The 20,333-nt window shown below is 39.6% G+C and carries 20 protein-coding genes and 1 pseudogene; 20 read left to right on the top strand and 1 reads right to left on the bottom strand.

Annotated elements, in window-relative coordinates:
- The first annotated feature begins 192 nt into the window (after positions 1-192).
- The 18 genes and pseudogenes from trpE to NSU02_RS12550 all read left to right on the top strand — a co-directional run.
- The gene (gene trpE, locus NSU02_RS12635; RefSeq protein WP_339192999.1) at positions 193-1,707 is read left to right on the top strand and encodes an anthranilate synthase component I; all 1,515 of its coding nucleotides are present in this window, start codon (positions 193-195) and stop codon (positions 1,705-1,707) included.
- Positions 1,704-2,720: an anthranilate phosphoribosyltransferase gene (gene trpD, locus NSU02_RS12630; RefSeq protein ID WP_339192998.1), complete on the top strand. Its 1,017-nt coding sequence runs from the start codon at positions 1,704-1,706 to the stop codon at positions 2,718-2,720. The genes trpE and trpD overlap by 4 nt, the downstream gene beginning before the upstream one ends.
- The gene (gene trpC / locus NSU02_RS12625) at positions 2,713-3,480 is read left to right on the top strand and encodes an indole-3-glycerol phosphate synthase TrpC (RefSeq protein WP_339192997.1); all 768 of its coding nucleotides are present in this window, start codon (positions 2,713-2,715) and stop codon (positions 3,478-3,480) included. The genes trpD and trpC overlap by 8 nt, the downstream gene beginning before the upstream one ends.
- Positions 3,477-4,115 (top strand): phosphoribosylanthranilate isomerase, encoded by a 639-nt coding sequence (locus NSU02_RS12620; RefSeq protein WP_066251930.1) that lies wholly within the window; start codon positions 3,477-3,479, stop codon positions 4,113-4,115. Before trpC ends, NSU02_RS12620 begins: the two co-directional genes overlap by 4 nt.
- Entirely contained in the window at positions 4,112-5,311 is a 1,200-nt protein-coding gene (trpB, locus tag NSU02_RS12615; RefSeq protein ID WP_133309193.1) for a tryptophan synthase subunit beta, read from the top strand. Before NSU02_RS12620 ends, trpB begins: the two co-directional genes overlap by 4 nt.
- 7 nt (positions 5,312-5,318) lie before the next feature.
- Positions 5,319-6,095: a tryptophan synthase subunit alpha gene (trpA, locus tag NSU02_RS12610; RefSeq protein ID WP_339195792.1), complete on the top strand. Its 777-nt coding sequence runs from the start codon at positions 5,319-5,321 to the stop codon at positions 6,093-6,095.
- 21 nt (positions 6,096-6,116) lie between these two features.
- Positions 6,117-7,199 (top strand): histidinol-phosphate transaminase, encoded by a 1,083-nt coding sequence (hisC, locus tag NSU02_RS12605; RefSeq protein WP_066251925.1) that lies wholly within the window; start codon positions 6,117-6,119, stop codon positions 7,197-7,199.
- 55 nt (positions 7,200-7,254) lie between these two features.
- Positions 7,255-8,355 (top strand): prephenate dehydrogenase, encoded by a 1,101-nt coding sequence (locus NSU02_RS12600; protein ID WP_339192996.1) that lies wholly within the window; start codon positions 7,255-7,257, stop codon positions 8,353-8,355.
- A 16-nt stretch (positions 8,356-8,371) separates the two neighbouring features.
- Entirely contained in the window at positions 8,372-9,667 is a 1,296-nt protein-coding gene (gene aroA / locus NSU02_RS12595) for a 3-phosphoshikimate 1-carboxyvinyltransferase (RefSeq protein WP_144598141.1), read from the top strand.
- Between the two features lie 75 nt (positions 9,668-9,742).
- Positions 9,743-10,654 (top strand): hypothetical protein, encoded by a 912-nt coding sequence (locus tag NSU02_RS12590; RefSeq protein ID WP_339192995.1) that lies wholly within the window; start codon positions 9,743-9,745, stop codon positions 10,652-10,654.
- A gap of 21 nt (positions 10,655-10,675) precedes the next feature.
- The gene (locus tag NSU02_RS12585) at positions 10,676-11,941 is read left to right on the top strand and encodes a tetratricopeptide repeat protein (protein ID WP_144598143.1); all 1,266 of its coding nucleotides are present in this window, start codon (positions 10,676-10,678) and stop codon (positions 11,939-11,941) included.
- A 72-nt stretch (positions 11,942-12,013) separates the two neighbouring features.
- The gene (locus NSU02_RS12580; RefSeq protein ID WP_066251907.1) at positions 12,014-12,556 is read left to right on the top strand and encodes a ReoY family proteolytic degradation factor; all 543 of its coding nucleotides are present in this window, start codon (positions 12,014-12,016) and stop codon (positions 12,554-12,556) included.
- Between the two features lie 83 nt (positions 12,557-12,639).
- Entirely contained in the window at positions 12,640-13,083 is a 444-nt protein-coding gene (locus NSU02_RS12575) for a YpiF family protein (protein WP_339192994.1), read from the top strand.
- 140 nt (positions 13,084-13,223) lie between these two features.
- Positions 13,224-13,736 (top strand): ubiquinol-cytochrome c reductase iron-sulfur subunit, encoded by a 513-nt coding sequence (locus tag NSU02_RS12570; RefSeq protein ID WP_063388569.1) that lies wholly within the window; start codon positions 13,224-13,226, stop codon positions 13,734-13,736.
- A 3-nt stretch (positions 13,737-13,739) separates the two neighbouring features.
- Complete coding sequence (locus NSU02_RS12565) at positions 13,740-14,414, top strand: cytochrome b6 (protein WP_063388568.1); 675 nt, start codon at positions 13,740-13,742, stop codon at positions 14,412-14,414.
- 64 nt (positions 14,415-14,478) lie between these two features.
- Positions 14,479-15,246 (top strand): menaquinol-cytochrome c reductase cytochrome b/c subunit, encoded by a 768-nt coding sequence (locus NSU02_RS12560; RefSeq protein ID WP_063388567.1) that lies wholly within the window; start codon positions 14,479-14,481, stop codon positions 15,244-15,246.
- Positions 15,247-16,108: 862 nt separating this feature from the next.
- Positions 16,109-17,569, top strand: a complete 1,461-nt coding sequence (locus NSU02_RS12555) for an alanine/glycine:cation symporter family protein (RefSeq protein WP_063388566.1) — start codon at positions 16,109-16,111, stop codon at positions 17,567-17,569.
- 141 nt (positions 17,570-17,710) lie between these two features.
- Positions 17,711-17,834: pseudogene (locus NSU02_RS12550) on the top strand (IS200/IS605 family transposase); the annotation flags it as partial.
- A gap of 123 nt (positions 17,835-17,957) precedes the next feature.
- On the opposite strand, the gene NSU02_RS12545 reads toward NSU02_RS12550, so the two are convergent.
- Positions 17,958-18,227, bottom strand: a complete 270-nt coding sequence (locus tag NSU02_RS12545) for a hypothetical protein (protein WP_339192993.1) — start codon at positions 18,225-18,227, stop codon at positions 17,958-17,960.
- A 660-nt stretch (positions 18,228-18,887) separates the two neighbouring features.
- Between NSU02_RS12545 and NSU02_RS12540 the strand changes: the two genes are divergently transcribed.
- Both NSU02_RS12540 and ypjB read left to right on the top strand, forming a co-directional pair.
- The gene (locus tag NSU02_RS12540; RefSeq protein WP_339192992.1) at positions 18,888-19,487 is read left to right on the top strand and encodes a DUF1405 domain-containing protein; all 600 of its coding nucleotides are present in this window, start codon (positions 18,888-18,890) and stop codon (positions 19,485-19,487) included.
- 64 nt (positions 19,488-19,551) lie between these two features.
- A complete protein-coding gene (gene ypjB / locus NSU02_RS12535) occupies positions 19,552-20,331 on the top strand; it encodes a sporulation protein YpjB (protein WP_063388562.1) in 780 nt (259 codons plus the stop codon).
- Positions 20,332-20,333 lie beyond the last annotated feature (2 nt).

The raw sequence follows: 20,333 nt of genomic DNA, 5'->3' as shown, positions 1-20,333 counted from the left end.
TGAAATGAGCTGAGTTTAGTTAAGGGTAGTTGAGAATGAGTCGAGGAAGTAATAGATGAGTGGTTTAGGAAGATAGATTGATCGACTGCCCAAAAACGTAATGTTTTTGGGCATTTTTATTATCAATTTCATCCCTCAAAAACGATCCTCTATGACTCATTCTCCAAATACTTTGGAGGAGTGAGTACTTCAATGGCAACAACCTTTCAAGATTTTTTGCAGGATTGCCGCAAATATAAGACGGTTCCCATTATCGAGCAATATCATGTCGATATGCTGACACCTATCCAAATATTTCAAACGCTGCAAACCGATGCTTGTTATATTTTAGAAAGCAATGACAGCGAGTCGAACTGGTCCAACTACTCGTTTATCGGTCTTGAGCCGATGTATTTTATCAAGGAAGAAAATGGAACGTTCCAGCTGCAAAATCGAAAACAGATGGTCATGGACAAAGATGTTTCGTTATCAGCATTGTTTCATAGAATGACGGTAAGCTTCAATGTAAAAAAAGTGGCGATCGATGTGCCGTTTTCAGGCGGAGCTGTCGGAAAAATCGATTATGATGCGGTCAGCCTATTTGAAAAAATTCCAGCTCATCGTCATGCTGACAGAACCCATTCTGTATGTGAACTGGTCATTTGCCAAACGGTCATTGCATATAGCCACAAGGAAAAACTGCTGACATTTATTCATTACAGAGAGCTAGAAGGAAACGAAAGCGAACAAGAGCTGAAGCAAATATTTGAGGCGGGAAAGGAACGCATTTTTCAATATCGCAATGAATTAAAAAACGTCAAGCCGGAAGGAAATATTTTCATCCCGTCAAACAAAGAACCGGTTTCTTTCGCCGGATTTGAATCGAATTATACAAAAGAACAATTTTTGCATCATGTTGAAAAAATGAAGGAATATATTCGTTCTGGCGATATATTTCAAGGAGTTCTTTCGCAGCGCTTTGAAAAACAAGTATCGGTAACCGGTCTGCAATTATATCGAATTTTAAGAATTATCAATCCTTCCCCTTATTTATTTTATATAAAACTATCAAACCAAGAGCTTATCGGCAGTTCACCGGAAAGATTGATTCATGTTCGCGACGATTATGTTGAAATTCATCCTATTGCCGGCACGAGAAAGCGAGGCAAAACAAAGGAAGAAGATAGAAAACTCGTTCGTCAATTGCTGCAGGATGAAAAAGAACTAGCGGAGCATTATATGCTTGTTGATTTAGCAAGAAATGATATCGGCCGAGTTGCTGAATACGGGACGGTCAAAACACCTGTACTTCTGGATGCAGCTTATTTTTCACATGTTATCCATCTCATTTCAAAAGTGAGAGGAAAATTGAGAAAAAGCATTCATCCGATTGATGCATTAATTTCGGCTTTTCCAGCCGGAACCGTTTCAGGCGCCCCAAAAATACGCGCGATGGAAATTATTCATGAGCTGGAGCCGACTGCCAGGGGGAGCTATGCGGGGACTGTTGCATACATCAGCTTCGATGGAAGCATTGATTCATGCATCACAATTCGGACGATCACGCTGAGCAATCAGAAGGCATATGTCCAGGCGGGGGCTGGGATCGTTGCCGATTCTGTTCCTGAAAAAGAATGGGAAGAAACAAGAAACAAAGCGAGTGCGCTCATTCAAACGATCGAATTAGCAGAACAATTGTTTTTAGAAAAAGGGAGGAAGAGGGCATGAAGAATATATTGGAGAAGTGCATTAATGGTGAGACTCTTTCAGCATCTGAAGCAGAAGATATTATGAAAAAAATCATGGAAGGAAAGGTTCCGGACAGTCAAATTGCCAGTCTCATCACTATTTTACGATTTCGCGGCGAAACGGTCGAAGAGATGACGGGATTTGTGAAAGCGATGAAGGAAAATATGACTCAGCTTGAAGGATTTGAAAATGCAGTTGATACTTGCGGAACGGGCGGAGATGGAGCATCAACATTTAACATTTCAACCGCATCTGCCATTGTTGCTTCATCGTTGGGAGTGAAAGTCGCAAAACACGGAAACCGCGCTGTTTCTTCAAGAAGCGGCAGCGCTGATGTGCTCGAATGTTTAAACATCCCAATCCAAACAACGCCTGAAGAAGCTAGAAGAAGCCTGGAAGAAACGAATATGAGCTTCTTGTTTGCTCCTCTCTATCATTCATCGATGAAGCATGTTGCCAAAGCAAGAAAAGAAGTGGGATTCCGAACGATTTTTAATTTGCTCGGGCCGCTGGCTAATCCGGCCAATACAAAACGACAAGTGCTTGGCGTTTCATCATTGGAGCATGCGGAGAAAATGGCTGAAACATTAAAACATTTCCGTTCAGAGCATGTGCTGTTAGTATCAGGAAGGGACGGATTGGATGAAATTTCGATCAGTGATGAAACGGATGTCGTAGAACTAAAAGATGGGAACATAACAAAATATACGATTTCTCCGGAACAATTTGGAATGAATCGAGGGAAGCTTGAAGAAATACAAGTCTCAGATGCGAAAGAAAGTGCTAAAATGATAGAGGAAGTACTGAAAAATAAAGGAAATGAAAGCGTGAAGAACATTGTAGCATTAAATTCGGCTGCAGCTCTTTACGTAGCAGGAAAAGCAAAAAACATTTCTGATGGGGTACAGATGGCTTTAACAGCCATAAAAGACGGGACCGCCTATCAGCAATTAAAGAGATTGGCCATCCGAAAGGAAGAGAGCTATGCTTGATACGATCATAAGAGTTAAAGAACAAGAAGTGAAAGAACTTGATTTGACGCAATTAGACAAAAAAACATTCGAAAAAAGATCATTTTTCGATGCTCTTCAAAACCCGAACCGTTTTCTTGGGCTCATTGCGGAAGTGAAGAAGGCATCGCCGTCCAAAGGTGTCATTCGTGAAGATTTCGATCCTGTCGATATTGCAAAAAAATATGAGAGAGGGAAGGCCGACTGCTTATCCGTTTTAACCGATCAAAAGTTTTTTCAAGGGTCAACCGCATTTTTGTCTGAAATTAAAGAAAAGGTGAAACTTCCTGTTTTGCGCAAAGATTTTATTATCGATAAAAAGCAAGTGTATGAATCGAAATGGATCGGAGCGGATGCCATTTTGTTAATCGGGGAGGCTCTTCCGCCAAAAAAATTAAAGGAGCTTTGGGATGAAGCGGTCAGCTTAGAGCTGGATGTGCTGGTGGAGGTCCATTCTGTCGAGACTCTTGAAAGAATACTAGATATATTTGTGCCGAATATACTGGGGGTGAACAACAGGGATTTAACAACTTTTCATACGGATATTCATCATCTGGAAACGATTCAAAAATATGTGCCGAAAGATATTTTATTGATCAGTGAAAGCGGCATAAGCACGATGGAAGATTTGCAAACGGTGTATGAATATGGAGCAAAAGGCGTGCTTGTCGGGGAGTCGCTCATGCGGAAAAAAGATCCGGAACAAGGAATTTATGAGCTGTTTAAGGAGAGTGTAAAGTGAGACTCGTCAAAATTTGCGGCAACCGCACATTTGAAGATACAGCTGTTTCCATCAATCAAGGAGCCGATTATATCGGCTTTATCTTTTCCTCTGAAAGCAGGCGGCAGGTGAAGGCAAATGATGTCGGCAGGTGGATGGAAGCTTTTCCAAAAGAAATGCGTCCAAAACTAGTAGGCGTATTTGTTCATCCGACGATTCAATTTTTAGAGGATGTGCTAGCAGCGGTCGAATTAGACTGCATACAGCTGCATGGCGATGAAGATGAAGAATTTGTAAAACAGGTAAAGGAAAAGTTCGGTCTTTCTGTTTGGAAAGCTCTTCCTCATCATGAACATGTGATAGAGGAAATGGAAAAATTTTCGCGTTGGGTGGATGGATATGTGATTGACAGCCGTGTGAAAGGAATGTGGGGCGGAACAGGCGTTGCATTTGACTGGTCAAATGTGTCTGATTATACAATATGGGCGAAAAATCACCGGAAGCTTTGTTTTATTGCGGGCGGCATTACACCTGAAAACATAACAGAGCTGCTTGAAAAAGGCGCTGAAAACATTGATGTTGCAAGCGGTGTTGAAACAAATGAAAAAAAAGATGTCGAAAAAATAGCAAAATTAATAGAGAAGGTGAAAGGCTGATGAAATACCCTGATGAATATGGCAGGTTTGGAGAATTTGGAGGAAAATATGTACCAGAAACGTTAATGAAGCCGTTGTATGAATTAGAAGAAGCATTAAAGGATGCATTAAGTGATTCTTCTTTTCAACAGCAATATCATCAAATGCTGCAAAAATATTCCGGCAGACCGACCGCTTTAACATTTGCAGACCAATTAACAAAACATGTCGGGGGAGCAAACATTTTTTTAAAACGGGAGGATCTCAACCATACTGGTGCCCATAAGATCAATAATGCCATTGGTCAAGCGCTTCTTTCGAAAAGAATGGGAAAAAAGAAGCTTATTGCTGAAACAGGTGCCGGACAGCACGGTGTGGCATCAGCAACTGTCGCTGCGAAATTTGGCATGGACTGCAAAGTATTTATGGGAGAAGAAGACATCGATAGACAGCGCCTCAACGTTTTTCGGATGCAGCTGCTAGGTGCTGAAGTAGTGCCTGTTACAAGCGGAAATAAAACATTAAAAGACGCTGTGAATGAGGCGATCCGATATTGGGTTCAGCATTGTGAAGACCATTTTTATTTAATGGGCTCAGCTGTCGGTCCGCATCCATATCCGATGATGGTAAGAGAATTCCAGCGGATCATTGGAGATGAAGCGAAAGAGCAGTTTTTCAACGAGTTTGGCAAACTGCCGGATGTTGTCATAGCTTGTGTGGGCGGAGGAAGCAATGCGATCGGGATGTTTACACCGTTTTTAGAAGAAGATGTAAAGCTTATTGGAGTGGAAGCAGGAGGAAAAGGAGTGGAAACGGGTGAACATGCGGCAACAATTACAAAGGGGACGAAAGGCGTTATTCACGGTTCGATGACGTACTTATTGCAAAATCAATACGGTGAAATTATTGAGCCTTATTCGATTTCTGCCGGCCTCGATTATCCGGGTGTCGGTCCGGAGCATGCTTATTTAGCAAAAATAGGGCGTGTCGTTTATGAATCTGTTACAGATGAAGAGGCGATTCTAGCACTCGAAACATTGGCGAAAACAGAAGGAATATTAGCCGCAATTGAATCTGCTCATGCCGTTGCAAAAGGAATTGAAATAGCAAAAACTTTATCAAATGAACAGTCAATTTTAATTTGTTTGTCCGGACGGGGCGATAAAGATGTTCACACTTTGATGAAAACGAAAGGGGGAGTTGAAAATGGTTTCTAACAAAAGCATGTTTCAACAGTTTGACAAGCTTTTTATTCCTTTTATTACAGCTGGAGATCCGAATGAAGAGTTGACCATTGATCTCGCCCTTATTTTAGAAAAATGCGGGGCGTCAGCCATTGAGCTTGGCGTTCCCTATTCGGACCCGCTTGCTGACGGCCCCGTTATTCAACAGGCATCCATCCGGGCAAGAAGAAATGGAATGAATATTGAAAAGGCGATGGAATTAGCATATAAAATGAAAGAAAGAGGTTTAAAAATTCCGATCATTCTCTTTACTTATTTCAATCCTGTGCTACAATTAGGAGAAAAATACTTTTTTACTTTAATGGAGAAAAATCGATTAGAAGGACTTCTCATTCCTGATCTCCCGTTCGAAGAAAGCGGATGGATGCGAAAAAAATGTGACGAGCATGGGATTTATTTTATCTCTATGGTTGCTCCCACTTCCTACAATCGAATAAAAAAAATTGCTGAGAACGCCGCAGGATTTTTATATTGTGTTTCATCTCTCGGGGTGACGGGTGAGCGCCAATCATTTGATGAGCGCGTTTCTGATTTTATCTCTCATGTAAAGAAGTATGCGGAAGTTCCGGTGGCTGTCGGGTTCGGCATTTCGTCGAATGAGCATGTAAAAAAATTTTTCAAAATAAGTGACGGCGTCGTTGTGGGCAGTGCGATTGTTAAACAAATTGAAAAGCTTATTCCGCTTCTCACAAATGCGAATACAAAACAGAGCGGGTTACAGGAATTTGAAAGGTTTATTAACGGTTTGCTCCATTAGGGGATGAAAGAGGTGTTAAGGTTGGAGGTAAAAGAACAGTTAAAGTCGCTGAAACCATACGAACCTGGAAAACCAATTGAACAAGTAAAAGAACAGTTTGGTCTAACAAAGGTGATCAAGCTTGCATCAAACGAAAACCCGTACGGTTGTTCTGATAAAGTGAAACAAGCGATACAAGAAGAGCTTGAATCTCTTGCGATCTATCCTGACGGCTATAGTGCAGAGCTGCGAAAACAGGTGGCAAAGCATGTAGGCGTAAAAGAAAATCAGCTCATTTTCGGAAACGGATCAGATAATATTATACAAATTCTGTCACGTTCACTTTTGAGCGAAGGCTTCAATACCGTAATGGCGTCACCGTCATTTTCCCAATACCGGCATAATGCGGTGATCGAAAATGCCGAAATTCGCGAAATTGAACTTGTAGATGGGCGGCACAATTTGGATAAAATGGCAGACTCTATTGATTCCAAAACAAAAATTGTATGGTTATGCAATCCGAATAACCCTACAGGAGTTTACATAAGTGAAGAAGAGCTTATTAATTTTTTAAACAAAGTGCCGAAGGATGTCCTTGTCGTATCTGATGAAGCGTATTACGAATATGTGACGGCGGAAGATTATCCGAATTCAGTCGCCTTATTGGATCAATTTCCAAATCTATTAATTTTACGGACGTTCTCAAAAGCATACGGTCTAGCTGCACTCCGAGTAGGATATGGAATTGGAAATGAAGAACTCATCCGCTTAATTGAGCCTGCAAGGGAACCTTTTAATACAAATCGTCTTGGACAAAAGGCTGCTATTGCAGCGCTAAACGATCAAACTTTTATCGAAACCTGCAAAAAATTGAACCGGGAAGGGCTCAAACAATACTATGATTTTTGTGAACAATTTGGTCTTGAGTACTTCCCTTCGCAAACGAACTTTATTTTAATAGATTTTCAAAGGGATGCGGATGAGCTTTTTCAACAGCTGCTTGAAAAAGGATTCATCGTCCGGTCAGGAAAAGCTCTCGGATTTCCGACATCGCTGAGAATTACTGTCGGAACAGAAGAGGAAAATGAAGCACTGATTCAAACTTTAAAGGAACTACTTTCCTAAAAGAGGTGAACGCTCACCTCTTTTTTTACCAAAAAGCAGAAACAGGTGGTTTTTTGTGGAAAAAGTTTTTATCATTGGTCTTGGCTTAATCGGCGGATCGATTTCACGTGCAATTAAGAAAGAACATCCATCGGTTCAATTGGTCGGATATGATATAAAAAATGATCAAGTGCAAATGGCAAAAAAATTGGGAATCATTGATCAATCAGCAGAATCTATTAAGGAAGGCGCTGAATCAGCGGACGTTATTATTATTTCAACTCCCGTTGAACAAACATTGAACGTTTTAACGTTTTTGGGAGAGCTAAGCTTGAAAGAAGGAGTCATTATCACTGATGTCGGCAGCACAAAGAAAAAAATTGTCGATCATGCGAGCTTTTCTTTGCCGAAAACAGTAACATTTATTGGCGGTCACCCAATGGCGGGCTCACATAAATCAGGCGTTGCGGCAGCGAAAACTCATTTATTTGAAAATGCGTTTTATATTTTAACGCCTGGCAGCAACGAACGTCCGGAAAAAATAGAACAATTAAAAAAGCTTTTAAAGGGAACAAAAGCGCAATTTATTGTCATGACACCTGAAGAACACGATTCCATTACCGGGGTCATTAGCCATTTTCCGCATTTAATCGCGGCAAGCCTCGTCCATCAGGCAGAAAAGAAAGAAGAAATGTTTCCAATTATTAAACGGCTTGCGGCCGGAGGATTTCGCGACATTACCCGAATTGCGTCAAGCAACCCGGTTATGTGGCGCGATATTATTGTTCACAACCATGATGTATTAATCGAGTTGTTTGATGAATGGATTCAAGAAATGAAGCAAATTAAACAATTCATTGAGAAGCTCGATAAAGAACAGCTTTATACATATTTTGAAAAAGCGAAGACATATCGAGACGGATTGCCTGAAAGGCAAAAAGGAGCTATTCCGTCCTTTTATGACCTTTATGTCGATGTTCCGGATTATCCGGGGGTTATTTCTGAAATTACCGGTTATTTAGCAAAAGAGGAAATTAGCATAACAAATATTCGAATTTTAGAAACGCGTGAAGAAATTTTTGGTGTTTTGCGCATCAGCTTTCAGTCGGATGAAGACCGGATGAAGGCGAAACAATGCATTGATCGCTACACGAATTATGAAACATATATACTGTAGTTGGGGTGATACAGATATGAATCAAGGGCTTGTTTTGACAAAAAAACATTCGCTGAATGGAACTATTGAAGTTCCCGGCGACAAATCGATCTCCCATAGGGCGGTTATGTTTGGGGCAATTGCGGAAGGAAAAACAACTATTCAAAACTTTTTAACTGGAGAGGATTGTTTAAGCACCATTTCATGCTTTAAAGAGATGGGGGTTTCGATCAAACAGGAAGGAACGAATGTAACAATTGAAGGGAAAGGATTTTCCGGACTGAAAGAACCTGTCAACATTTTAAATGTTGGGAACTCAGGCACCACGACAAGATTAATGCTGGGCATTTTAGCGGGACGTCCTTTTCATGCATGCATTATTGGGGATGAGTCAATTGCGAAAAGACCGATGGATCGTGTAACAGCTCCTTTAAGACAAATGGGAGCTCATATTGATGGACGGAATAACGGATCTTTTACCCCGCTGTCTTTGCGCGGCGGGAATTTAAAAAGCATTTATTACAAATCCCCAGTAGCGAGTGCTCAAGTGAAGTCATCGATTTTGCTTGCAGGTCTTCAAGCAGATGGAACCACAACAGTTGAGGAGCCGTATCAATCAAGAGATCATACGGAACGTCTTTTGTCAGCCTTTGGCGTCCATGTGAAAAAACAAAATTTGACCGTTTCGGTAGAGGGAGGACAAACATTAAAAGGCGCCAATATTTATGTGCCTGGTGACATTTCTTCCGCTGCTTTTTTCCTTGTTGCGGGAGCCATTGTTCCGGACAGTTCAATCAAGCTGAAAAATGTCGGCATTAACCCAACAAGAACAGGGATTTTAGATGTTTTAGAAAATATGGGTGCAGAGATCGAGATTATACCTACATTAGATTCTGCCGAACCGATGGCTGATATATCGATCAGGACATCTGAGTTAAAAGGAACCGAAATTTCAGGAGAGCTGATTCCGAGACTGATTGATGAAATTCCGATCATTGCCCTTCTTGCGACACAGGCTGAAGGAACGACAGTTATTAAAGACGCCGAAGAATTAAAGGTAAAAGAAACAAATAGAATTGATACAGTTGTCGGCGAGCTGAAAAAGCTTGGAGCGGATATTGAAGCTACAAACGATGGAATGATCATTCGCGGAAAAACAAAGCTGAAAGGAGGAACGAATGTTTCCAGCCATGGAGATCACCGCATCGGCATGATGCTCGCGATTGCCAGCACTATTTGTGAAGAACCTGTGGAATTAATGCAGCACGAGGCAGTCAGTGTATCCTATCCTGCTTTTTTTGACCATTTGAATTTGCTTTCCAAAACCATCTGAGTTTGTCAGATGGTTTTTGTCATATTTTTATCAACCTTTTCATAGCTTGTCTAAAAAAGCTATTGAGGTGGGAAAATGGCATATATTATTGATCAAATTCGTTTAATGGAAAACAATCAAATTGTGACGCGCTCAATACTCGTTGACGGAAATCAGTTTCGTTTTAAAGAAAAGCAATTAGATCAGTTTCGATTTATGAAAATGGACGGATCGCCCTATTTCATGACACCTGGCTTTGTCATGCTTGACCAAAACATTCAGCATTTAGAACAAAGCCATTCGTTCAAATTATATGTGAAAAATTTGATCCAAAAAGGCTGCACCTTTTTAATAGCTGCTGTTGATTTGCCGTTTGAAAGACAATGGGATGAAAAGAAAAAACATATTCGCAAAGTGATGATGAATTCGCCGATCGATTATGCGATCGCTGCAAAAATCCCAATCGACCGGCTGACTCCTTCAATCATCAGAATGCTAAAAAGAGAAAAAATTACTGTGATTATCGTGGAAATTAAACAGATTGCTGAGCTTGATGATGTTCCATGGGAATGGATTCGTGAGACTTTATTTCCAAAGCAAACTCCAATTTTTCCCCATTTTTCTTCAGAAGATCAATCCATCTTCCATCAGTTGAAAAGCAAATGGCGGCAAATTGTAAAAAAATATAAATTGCCATCATTGGAAGAATGTCCTGAAAACGGTGTCCCACTTACGAAAGAAGCATTAATGAAAATCGGTCTTTATCCGATTCGCGGCGAAATTTTAAGCGGAAGCAATGTTGATTATAATTTATTTCGGATGATCGATTTAGTTGAAGAAAATAATTATCTAGATTATTATAATCATAACCCAGAAGTGATCGTTCACAACGGAAGCGTTTTGAAAGCAGGAGAACAAATATTTTATAAACCAGGGTTCGGAAAAGAAGTGCAGCTGAATGCACCAGGACGCTTCAATATTTATTCGCAGCCAATAAACAAGTACTGAATTTAGAAGGGGAGTTTTAGGTTGAATAAAAAAATGAGCGAAGCCGTTCAATTAGTTGAAAGCGGCCAAGTGGAAAAAGGATTGAAAAAACTTTCATCCATTGAAAAAGAGTTAAATGATGAAGAAAAGTTTGAGCTTGCGGAAAAATATTTTCAATGGGGCAGGACAGATGAAGCGTTAAAAATAGCTGAGGAGCTGTCGCAGCTATACCCTGATGAATCTGCTATCACTCTTTTTTTGGCGGAAATATACATTGAGCTTGACGATGAAGAAAAAGCGATTGATCTGCTGAATGAAATTGATCAAGAAGATGAATCATATCCGCAAGCCCTTCTTCTTATGGCTGATTTGTATCAATTGCAAGGCTTATATGAAGTCAGTGAACAAAAGTTGAAGGAAGCCAAGAGAAGATTGCCTGAAGAGAAAGTAATTGATTTCGCATTAGCCGAGCATTATTTTCATCTCGGAAAATATCGTCAAGCAATCGACTTTTATAGAGTAGTCCTAGAGGAATTTGAAAATATAATGAATGTAAATATTCATAAACGAATAGGCGAGTCTTTATCTGCTTGCGGTGATTTTGAAGAAGCCCTTGCTTATTTTGAGAAAGCGGTGGAAGAAGAGGATTTGGACACATATTTCGCTTATGGGATGACAGCTTTAAATGCAGGCCAGACAAAAACAGCGATTGCACAATTTGAACGAATAAAGGAATTGGACCCTACCTACCACTCACTATATTTATATTTGGCCAAAAGCTATGAACAGGAAGGGATGGTGGAAAAAAGTTTTCAAATTGTTCAAGAAGGTTTGCAGGAGGATCCATTTAATAAAGAGCTTTATTTATTCGGCGGGAAAATTGCCTTAAAGCTCAAAGATGTAGACAATGCAGTAAAATTGTTAAAAAAAGCGCTGGAGCTTGATCCGGGTTATATAGAAGCAATCATAACACTTTCAGGAGTGTTGTTAAACCAAGGCAAATATATGGAAACGATCGAGATGTTGACGGAAATCGTAGAAAGACATGAAGAATATGATCCTCATTTTGACTTCAATTTAGCGATCGCTTATCATCGCACCGAACAGTACGAAAAGGCATTAAAGCATTATGAAAGTGCATATAATAATTTTAAAACAGACCCGGAATTTTTGGAGAATTACGCTTATTTTCTGCTTGAAGAAGGGGAGCGGGCAAAGGCTAGGAAGCTTTTTGAAAAAGCGCTGGAGCTTGATCCAGGCAACATTGAATATGAAAATATGCTGCTCGAATTGGAGGACAATTTTTAGGCGGAATTGGAAGGAATTCAACGCAACTATGTTGAATTTTTGAATTAGATGGAAAGCAGAGGAGGGTTAAAGATGAAAGCCCCTGTTTCTGTTAACGAGAAGAAAGAATTTATTCGCTGGTTTTTAAATCATTATCAGTTGAAAAGACGGGAATGCGTATGGATATTAAATTATTTAATGAGCCATGATTCATTAATGGAAAACGTCCACTTTGTAGAGCATGCCAAATTTTGTCCGAGGGGAATGGTCATGTCCACCCACTGTGTGGATGATGTTCCGTTTAGATTTTATAAAGAAAATGTGATGACAACAGATGCAGAAAAGTCTTTTCACGATATTCGCTTGAATAAAGATGAAGACTTGTATATCCAGTTAAACTTTCGCGCTCAATACCGTTCCCCGGAATATGCTGCCGTTTTAGTTGAAAATCCATATTTGCCTAAAGATATGCAAAGAAATGAGAAAGACCGATTGCTTGCGGAAAAAATTTTGGAGGAGTCAATTAAAAAATTTCAAAAAGAAAAACTCCTCCGCTTAATTGATGAAGCGTTGGATGCTCACGATGAAGAGGCGTTTCGAAAGCTTGTAAAACAATTGAACAATTTAGGATGTTAGGCAATGTGCACAGCATTGCTTTTTTATTTTGCTTATCAGTTTTATAATGAGTAAGGAAAAATAAAAAATAGGGGCTGAAATCAGTGAAATGGCAAATGGTTGATATCGATTCTTTTCTTCAATCAAGGGAGTACGTTGATACTGCAGTTGTTCCTCTCCTATCGGTATCTTTTGATGAGGAACTGAAAAGAAGTGCGTCAAAAGCAGATTTTATTAAGATTGTTTCACAGGAGCTTGAACGGCAGTTAAAGGGGCGGATCATGCTGTTACCTCCGTTTGTTTCTTTAAAAAATGACGACATTGATTTGGATAAACTGTTAAAAAAGTGGAAAGATACGATTAAACAGCATTTTCAGCATGTCATTTTTTTAACATGTGAAGAAAGATGGCGCAAAGAAGGTGATGAATTTATATGGATTCCGTCAATCCCAATAGAACATATGGATCAGGATGTAAAGCGAAAGGTTGTTCAGGACCAAATCGAACAAATTATGAACATTTTATTACAATATTGGAATCGAACCTAAAAACCCTTTCAATCCCTTGTTTCTAACGATATGATTATATTGACCTTCTACAAAGATTGATATATCATGAGTATGTCCTAGTTTTATATGTTTCTGTATATGTCCATTATGGACTAGCTTGAGATAGAGGGGGGAAAAAGATGAGCGAGAATAAACACCGTGTTTCAAGACGTCAATTTTTAAACTATACGCTAACGGGTGTAGGCGGCTTTATGGCTGCGGGCATGCTCATGCCGATGGTTCGTTTCGCTGTAGATCCTGTATTGCAGCCGAAAGCAGCTGGAGAATTTGTTAATACAAATGTAAAGGAATCAGACATTAAAGAAGAACCGACACGCGTTGACTTTACCATTAAACAGAAGGACGCGTGGCATGAAGCTGAAGAGCCAAAATCCGCGTGGGTTTATAAAAATGAAAAAGGAGAAATTGTTGCACTTTCTCCAATTTGTAAACACCTTGGCTGCACAGTAAACTGGAACGGGGATAAATCAAACCCTAACATGTTCTTCTGTCCTTGCCACGGAGGATTGTATGAGAAAAACGGCGACAATGTCCCTGGAACACCGCCTTCTGCTCCGCTGGATGAATATGAGTACAAAATTCAAGATGGATTTTTATATTTAGGAAAAGCTAAACCAAGAGGGGGGGCGTAATAAGTGCTCAACAAATTGTATGATTGGGTTGATGAACGGTTAGATATCACCCCTTTATGGCGCGATATCGCAGACCATGAAGTTCCCGAACATGTTAACCCAGCCCATCACTTCTCAGCATTTGTATACTGCTTTGGGGGTTTGACGTTTTTTGTTACAGTGATTCAAGTGCTGTCTGGCATGTTTTTAACGATGTATTACGTGCCGGATATTAAAAATGCATGGGAGTCTGTCTATTATTTGCAAAATGAAGTGGCGTTCGGACAAATTGTTCGCGGTATGCACCATTGGGGAGCAAGCTTAGTCATCGTCATGATGTTTTTACATACTTTACGTGTATTTTTCCAAGGAGCATACAAAAAGCCACGCGAGCTTAACTGGATTGTCGGTGTACTCATTTTCTTCGTTATGCTAGGTTTAGGTTTGACAGGCTATTTATTGCCTTGGGACATGAAAGCGTTGTTTGCGACAAAAGTTACCTTGCAGATTGCTGAATCGACACCGCTTATTGGAGAGTACGTCAAAATTTTGCTTGCAGGGCATTCCGAAATTGTCGGTGCGCAAACATTGACTCGCTTCTTTGCGATTCATGTATTTTTCTTGCCTGCTGCATTATTCGGATTAATGGCAGCGCACTTCTTAATGATTCGCAAACAAGGGATTTCAGGTCCGCTATAAAATCCGGCTTATTCTTTTTTAGTAAGTTGTTCGTGGCGAACCGCTTAACAAAGGAGGGGAAACAATGCATCGCGGAAAAGGTATGAAGTTCGTTGGAGACTCTCGTGTGTCGGCTGAAAGAAAGCCGAACATACCGAAAGACTACTCCGAATACCCAGGAAAAACTGAAGCTTTTTGGCCCAACTTTCTTTTAAAAGAATGGTTAGTTGGCGCGGTCTTTTTAATTGGCTTTTTATGTTTAACCGTTGCCCATCCGTCACCGCTTGAGCGGGTTGCAGATCCTACGGATACTGGTTACATACCGCTTCCTGACTGGTACTTCTTATTTTTATACCAGCTTTTAAAATATTCTTATGCATCAGGTCCTTATACCGTTATCGGTGCAATCGTAATACCAGGACTGGCATTTTCTGCGCTACTTCTTGCTCCATTTTTGGATCGCGGGCCAGAACGTCGTCCGCATAAGCGTCCGGTTGCTGTAGGAATGATGCTGCTAGCTGTAGCTTCCATCGTTTATTTAACATGGGAGTCGGTTGAGCATACGGACTGGGAATTAAAAGAGGAACAAGGGAAAATTAAAGCGGAAGCTAAAATTGATACAAATTCGGAAGGATACAAAATATTTCAGGAACAAGGCTGCGTCTCCTGCCACGGTGATAACCTGCAAGGCGGAGCGGCTGGACCTTCTTTAGTTGATAACGGATTGTCTCCAGAAGAAGTTGCGAAAATTGCTAAAGAAGGCGTAGGAAGCATGCCTCCTGGAATCTTTAAAGGTACGGATGAAGAGTTGAAAGTATTAGCGGAGTTTGTTTCTAGTGTTACATCGAAATAAAAAGAGCTGACATCGTGTTTGTCTGTATAGCTTGTAGAGAAAGGAAGATTTTTTCTCTACAAGCTTTTTTATTGTCTTATCTCCATTGACTGTGAAACAACTCTAACAATTAAGTCAGCAAGATTGATGCGATTGTATTTTTCTTTTGTAGACTGGTAAATGAAAAGTAGAGGAGGTCAATCGCCTTCGTTGACGTCTTTCTATCCATTTACTATTTTTTGACAAAATGATAAAGAAGGAGGGCTAGGACACCTGCTTATTATACGTTTCTCCTGTACACTCTAAACAAGCCACGTGTTCTAAATCGGCATCGGTTTCTATAGCCAGTATGCAAAGGCGTTTACTGTTTTGATTTTATGATTTGTGCCCTCTGCTCATGTGTAGGTATGGAGTGTCTGAAAGTATTCCATGATTGGGGTATTTGATAATTGAATTTTGAGCTGCTCCAATTATATATTTCACGATCATCGACACAACGATATCGTTTCACATAAACAATTCAAAACAACGGTTTATTTCATAAGGGTAATTCACAGATTTTTCTCGTCCACCTGTTCTGAACATTTGTGGTGAAAAAAGCCGTAAAAGGACAGTGTTCTTGCTAAAACCTTTTCTCTATTTAAACATTATAATGTGTTTCAAACATATGTTAAGTAACGACTTAAAATTCTGGAAATTCTAGTCGCACAGAAAATATGTTCAACCTCCTGATAATTGGTTGCATAGCACTAACATTCATTTCAAATAATTCAAAAATATTTTCTTTTTTGTGTTATTTCACAAAAATTAATGAAGAATCTATTATAAATATAAATGCTGAGCTATAATTACTCATAACATTAAAATAAGGGGGAATTTTTTTTTGGATGGTTTTATTGAAACATTGAGTGGGTGGCTTTGGAGTACGCCGATGATCGTATTTTGTATTGGAATCGGAGTGTTTTTTTCATTTATGACAAAATTTGCTCAAATACGATTGATCAAAGATATGGTTCAGCAAATGTTTAAAGGAAAAAGTTCCAAGTCAGGAATTTCTTCTTTTCAAGCATTGTCGATCGCATTATCGGGACGGGTCGGAACCGGGAATATTGCTGGTGTTGCTACTGCGATCGCATACGGTGGTCCCGGTTCAGTATTTTGGATGTGGCTAATTGCTTTTTTTGGTGCTGCTACGGCATATGTGGAATCGACACTTGGCCAAATTTATAAAGAAAAAGTGGATGGGATATACTGCGGAGGACCGGCTTATTATATTGAAAAAGGGTTAAATCGACGTTGGGCCGGAATGGTTTTTGCTGTGGCTGCGATTGTAGCAATGAGTGTTTTAATGCCGGGTGTTCAATCAAATGCCATTTCTTCTGGATTTAAAAAAGCATTCTCCGTTGATCCGACCGTAACAGGAATCATCTTAGTTGTACTATTGGGAGTGATTATTCTTGGCGGAGTAAAAAGAATCGCCAACGTCGCTCAATTAGTAGTGCCTTTTATGGCAATCGGATATATACTTATTTCACTTATCATTATTATCATGAATATTGAAGCAGTTCCTGGTGTATTTAAACTAATTTTCTCTAGTGCGTTTGGAGCTAATCAATTATTCGGAGGGATTTTAGGAAGTGCGATTTCTTGGGGTGTAAAGCGTGGGATTTATTCAAATGAAGCTGGTCAAGGAACGGGGCCGCATGCTGCTAGTGCTGCCGAAGTTTCCCACCCGGCCAAACAGGGGCTCGTACAGTCATTTTCTATTTACATTGATACATTGCTTGTCTGTTCAGCAACAGCTTTTATGATTTTGTTTACAAATTCCTACAATGTGTATGAGCCTGATCAAAAATCATTGCTTGTAAACAATATTGGAGAAACTGTTGAAGTGGGTACTGCTTATACTCAAATTGCAGTCGATTCCCAACTACCTGGATTTGGATCCCCCTTTGTAGCAGTGGCATTATTCTTCTTTGCATTTACAACAATAATGGCATACTATTATATTGCCGAGGTAAATATTATATATTTGTTTAAGAAAAAAAGTAAGAATATACCGATTCTTGTCTTAAAGTTAATTTTTTTGGCTGCCGTCTTTTACGGAACGGTTCGGACATCTGATATCGCATGGACTTTGGGAGATGTCGGACTAGGATTGATGGTATGGGTGAACTTAATCGGTCTCGTATTATTATATAAACCGGCCATCAGGGCGTTAAAAGACTATGAAAATCAGAAAAAACAAGGTGTTGATCCGACTTATGATTCTACAAAACAGGGTGTAAAAAATGCCGAATTTTGGGCAGACGGGTATAAACATGAAAATGAAGAAAGATCCTAAAGATTGCGTACCAACAATAAGCCCCTTTTTTAACGTAAATTGGCGAGAAGTCGCTCACCTTTATAGGCTGTGTGATGAATCGCCCTTTCTTTTCACTTGTGTTATGATCAGTTTATCAAAGGAAATGATCTTAATATAACATTGGGATTAGATAGTAATAATCATTCAGTGTTTTTCAGCATCGTAGACAATGATAGATGACGAAATATCAGAGTATGCAAACAGTACATTTGTTAGCATCGCTGAATCATATCACATGACTCTTTAGTCTTCCCTCCCGACTGTTAAGAGCTTCGGTATTCCTATGCGAAATTGTGGTAAACTCATTCTAGCCGGACGATCTTTGTTTCGCTTCTCCTCCAGGTCTGTTGATTAGCAAAATCTTTTATCAACCTGAGAATTCCTCGACAGCTGTACCGTACATTGCTGTACAACGGAAGAATTCTAAGTGAAACCGAGCAGTGCTGTATGCTCGATGAACGGGTTCACAGTAATCTTGTTTAAACCGCTCATAGCGGTTGTTGGAAAACAGTTTGATGAGAAAGTCAAGTTCATTGGCTTCAAAATCGAAAGTCGCAATCCAGTCCATGGCAAACATGCACTTAGCTTCTTTGATGTAATTTCCCATGGAACATCGTTTGTTGTAAAAACGCCACAAATTGAGCGCTTCCTACTCGAGGTTGGTGGCGATTGGTTTGTATCGAAATCCGTATCAAAGATTAGATTTAGAGCATCTGGCCGTCATCCACCACCTGTGTTTGGCATTATGATCTCAACACGATGAGGGTTCTTCCAGAAGATCGCTTGGTAGGTGACCGTCATGCCTTCTTCATCATCGACGTACCATTTCCAGTAACGACAGGCGGCATCTTCCGCAGCGTGACGTTTCGTTGATGCAGGCAAGTCCTGTAGCGCTTTCTCAGGCTTGATTTTTCGAGGTGCTCCAGTAATATTTGAATCTGCCGAAGTTGGTTGCATTTTGCGATGTACATTCGGTCTTGATTTTGTGGATAGGTGTGGTAGACTTCACCTTAAAGGTGCTCCTTTTTTGGTAGGTCATGTTCTTATCAAACAAAATTCTACCAAAGATGAGGAGCGCTTTCCTTATTTACAGAGAATGTTACTCTTGATAATCAGGATGAATATTGTTGCTATGGAAGACGATAAACTTATTTTAAAAATGCCTTCCTACCATTTAGTTCTTTAAAATATAAGGAACATTCCTGCAATGAAAAAAGAGTGTTTTCTTGGCATACATAGTACAGGGTGTCTCATGATCCATGACCCCGAATTCAATAAAACCAAGGAGTGAACTTGGATGGGTTGGTTATTTTTTTTATTAAGGCAGCGATCATTTTTATATTTGATACTTATAATCAATACAGCAGGAACAATTTATGGTTATATTTGGTATAAACAGCAGCTTTCCGAAACACCTCCACAGTTTATTGCGTTTGTTCCTGACAGTCCAACCGCTAGTTTGTTCTTTGTTTTCGTTTTGATTGGGTTTCTTGTTGGAAAGCATTTTAAATTGTTTGAAGCACTAGCGATGATTACGCTATTTAAATATGGAATTTGGGCGGTTGCCATGAACCTGTTTGTATATTTGGAAACGGGTGTTTTATCCATTTACGGAATGATGCTCATTTTGTCCCATTTAGGAATGGCAATAGAAGGGCTGTTGTATGCACCGTATTATCGGTTTGAAATGAAGCACTTGATGCTGGCCTCCATATGGACGCTTCACAATGAAATTATTGATTACGTTTTTGATATGATGCCTCAATATAGCGTTTTAAATCAATATTCTGCGCTAATCGGTTACTTTACGTTTTGGCTGAGTATTATTTCCATTGCGATCGCTTATTTTTTTGTTATAAAAAATCAAACATACAAATTTGAATTGAAAGAATTGTAAGAAACATGGTCTACTCTTGTCCACTCTTGAATAACTATTACTAGTAGTTATAGGGGGGACAAGAATGAAAAAATGGATCAGTACGTTGATTGTTCTCTTGCTTTTTTTCCTGCTTCAAATACCGATCAATGCAAAAGAAAAAAACAATTGGGAAACATTGGATGTCATGACGAATTATGCGTGGCAGCTTTCAAAGCAAAAAAAGTTTGATGAAGCGAAGCAGCTGTTATTATTTCTTGAAAACGAATTTAAAGAAAATAATGTTGAAAACCGCTTATCAATAAATGAGCTTCGGGTCATTTCTGCTTCTTACGAAAAAGCGTTGGATGCCGTTGAGAACGATGGAATGAGCTATGAAGATCGGATCGACAAAGTCACTCAATTCCGGCTTGTTGTTGATGCAATTTTGTCTGAACACCAGCCGCTCTGGAGCACAATGGAAGAACCGATCATGACGACATTTGCAGAATTAAAAACGGAAATGGAAAAAGAGGATTGGGCGGCTTTTCAGCATGAGTGGAATCGTTTTTTGTCACTGTACTCCGTTATTTATCCAAGCCTTACCGTTGATGTTGACAGCAAAAACATTGATAAGATTGAAACACATATTTCAGCAGTAAACGACAAAATGTTTTTTGAAATTTCGAAAAAGACAAGACAGAAGCATATGATGGAAATCGAAAAAGACTTAAAAAACATTTTTGATCGCGTCAAAAACGACGAAGCAGATCCATCGCTGTTATGGGTGATGTTTTCAACGGGCAGCGTCATTTTTATTGCACTAGCTTATACAGGATGGAAAAAATACAAAGGAGAAAAAACAGATAAAAGAAAAGAGAACTAGAG

The sequence above is a fragment of the Aeribacillus sp. FSL W8-0870 genome (assembly GCF_037963755.1).
GTDB lineage: Bacteria > Bacillota > Bacilli > Bacillales > Aeribacillaceae > Aeribacillus > Aeribacillus composti.
This window is presented reverse-complemented; position numbering and strand designations above follow the sequence as displayed.

Bases quoted from the DNA above. Each gene is read 5' to 3' on its own strand.
- ypjB (WP_063388562.1), top strand. From the start codon at position 19,552: ATGAAAAAATGGATCAGTACGTTGATTGTTCTCTTGCTTTTTTTCCTG.
- aroA (WP_144598141.1), top strand. From the start codon at position 8,372: ATGAATCAAGGGCTTGTTTTGACAAAAAAACATTCGCTGAATGGAACT.
- trpC (WP_339192997.1), top strand. From the start codon at position 2,713: ATGCTTGATACGATCATAAGAGTTAAAGAACAAGAAGTGAAAGAACTT.
- NSU02_RS12580 (WP_066251907.1), top strand. From the start codon at position 12,014: ATGAAAGCCCCTGTTTCTGTTAACGAGAAGAAAGAATTTATTCGCTGG.
- NSU02_RS12570 (WP_063388569.1), top strand. From the start codon at position 13,224: ATGAGCGAGAATAAACACCGTGTTTCAAGACGTCAATTTTTAAACTAT.
- trpA (WP_339195792.1), top strand. From the start codon at position 5,319: ATGTTTCAACAGTTTGACAAGCTTTTTATTCCTTTTATTACAGCTGGA.
- NSU02_RS12560 (WP_063388567.1), top strand. From the start codon at position 14,479: ATGCATCGCGGAAAAGGTATGAAGTTCGTTGGAGACTCTCGTGTGTCG.
- NSU02_RS12590 (WP_339192995.1), top strand. From the start codon at position 9,743: ATGGCATATATTATTGATCAAATTCGTTTAATGGAAAACAATCAAATT.
- trpE (WP_339192999.1), top strand. From the start codon at position 193: ATGGCAACAACCTTTCAAGATTTTTTGCAGGATTGCCGCAAATATAAG.
- NSU02_RS12540 (WP_339192992.1), top strand. From the start codon at position 18,888: ATGGGTTGGTTATTTTTTTTATTAAGGCAGCGATCATTTTTATATTTG.
- trpD (WP_339192998.1), top strand. From the start codon at position 1,704: ATGAAGAATATATTGGAGAAGTGCATTAATGGTGAGACTCTTTCAGCA.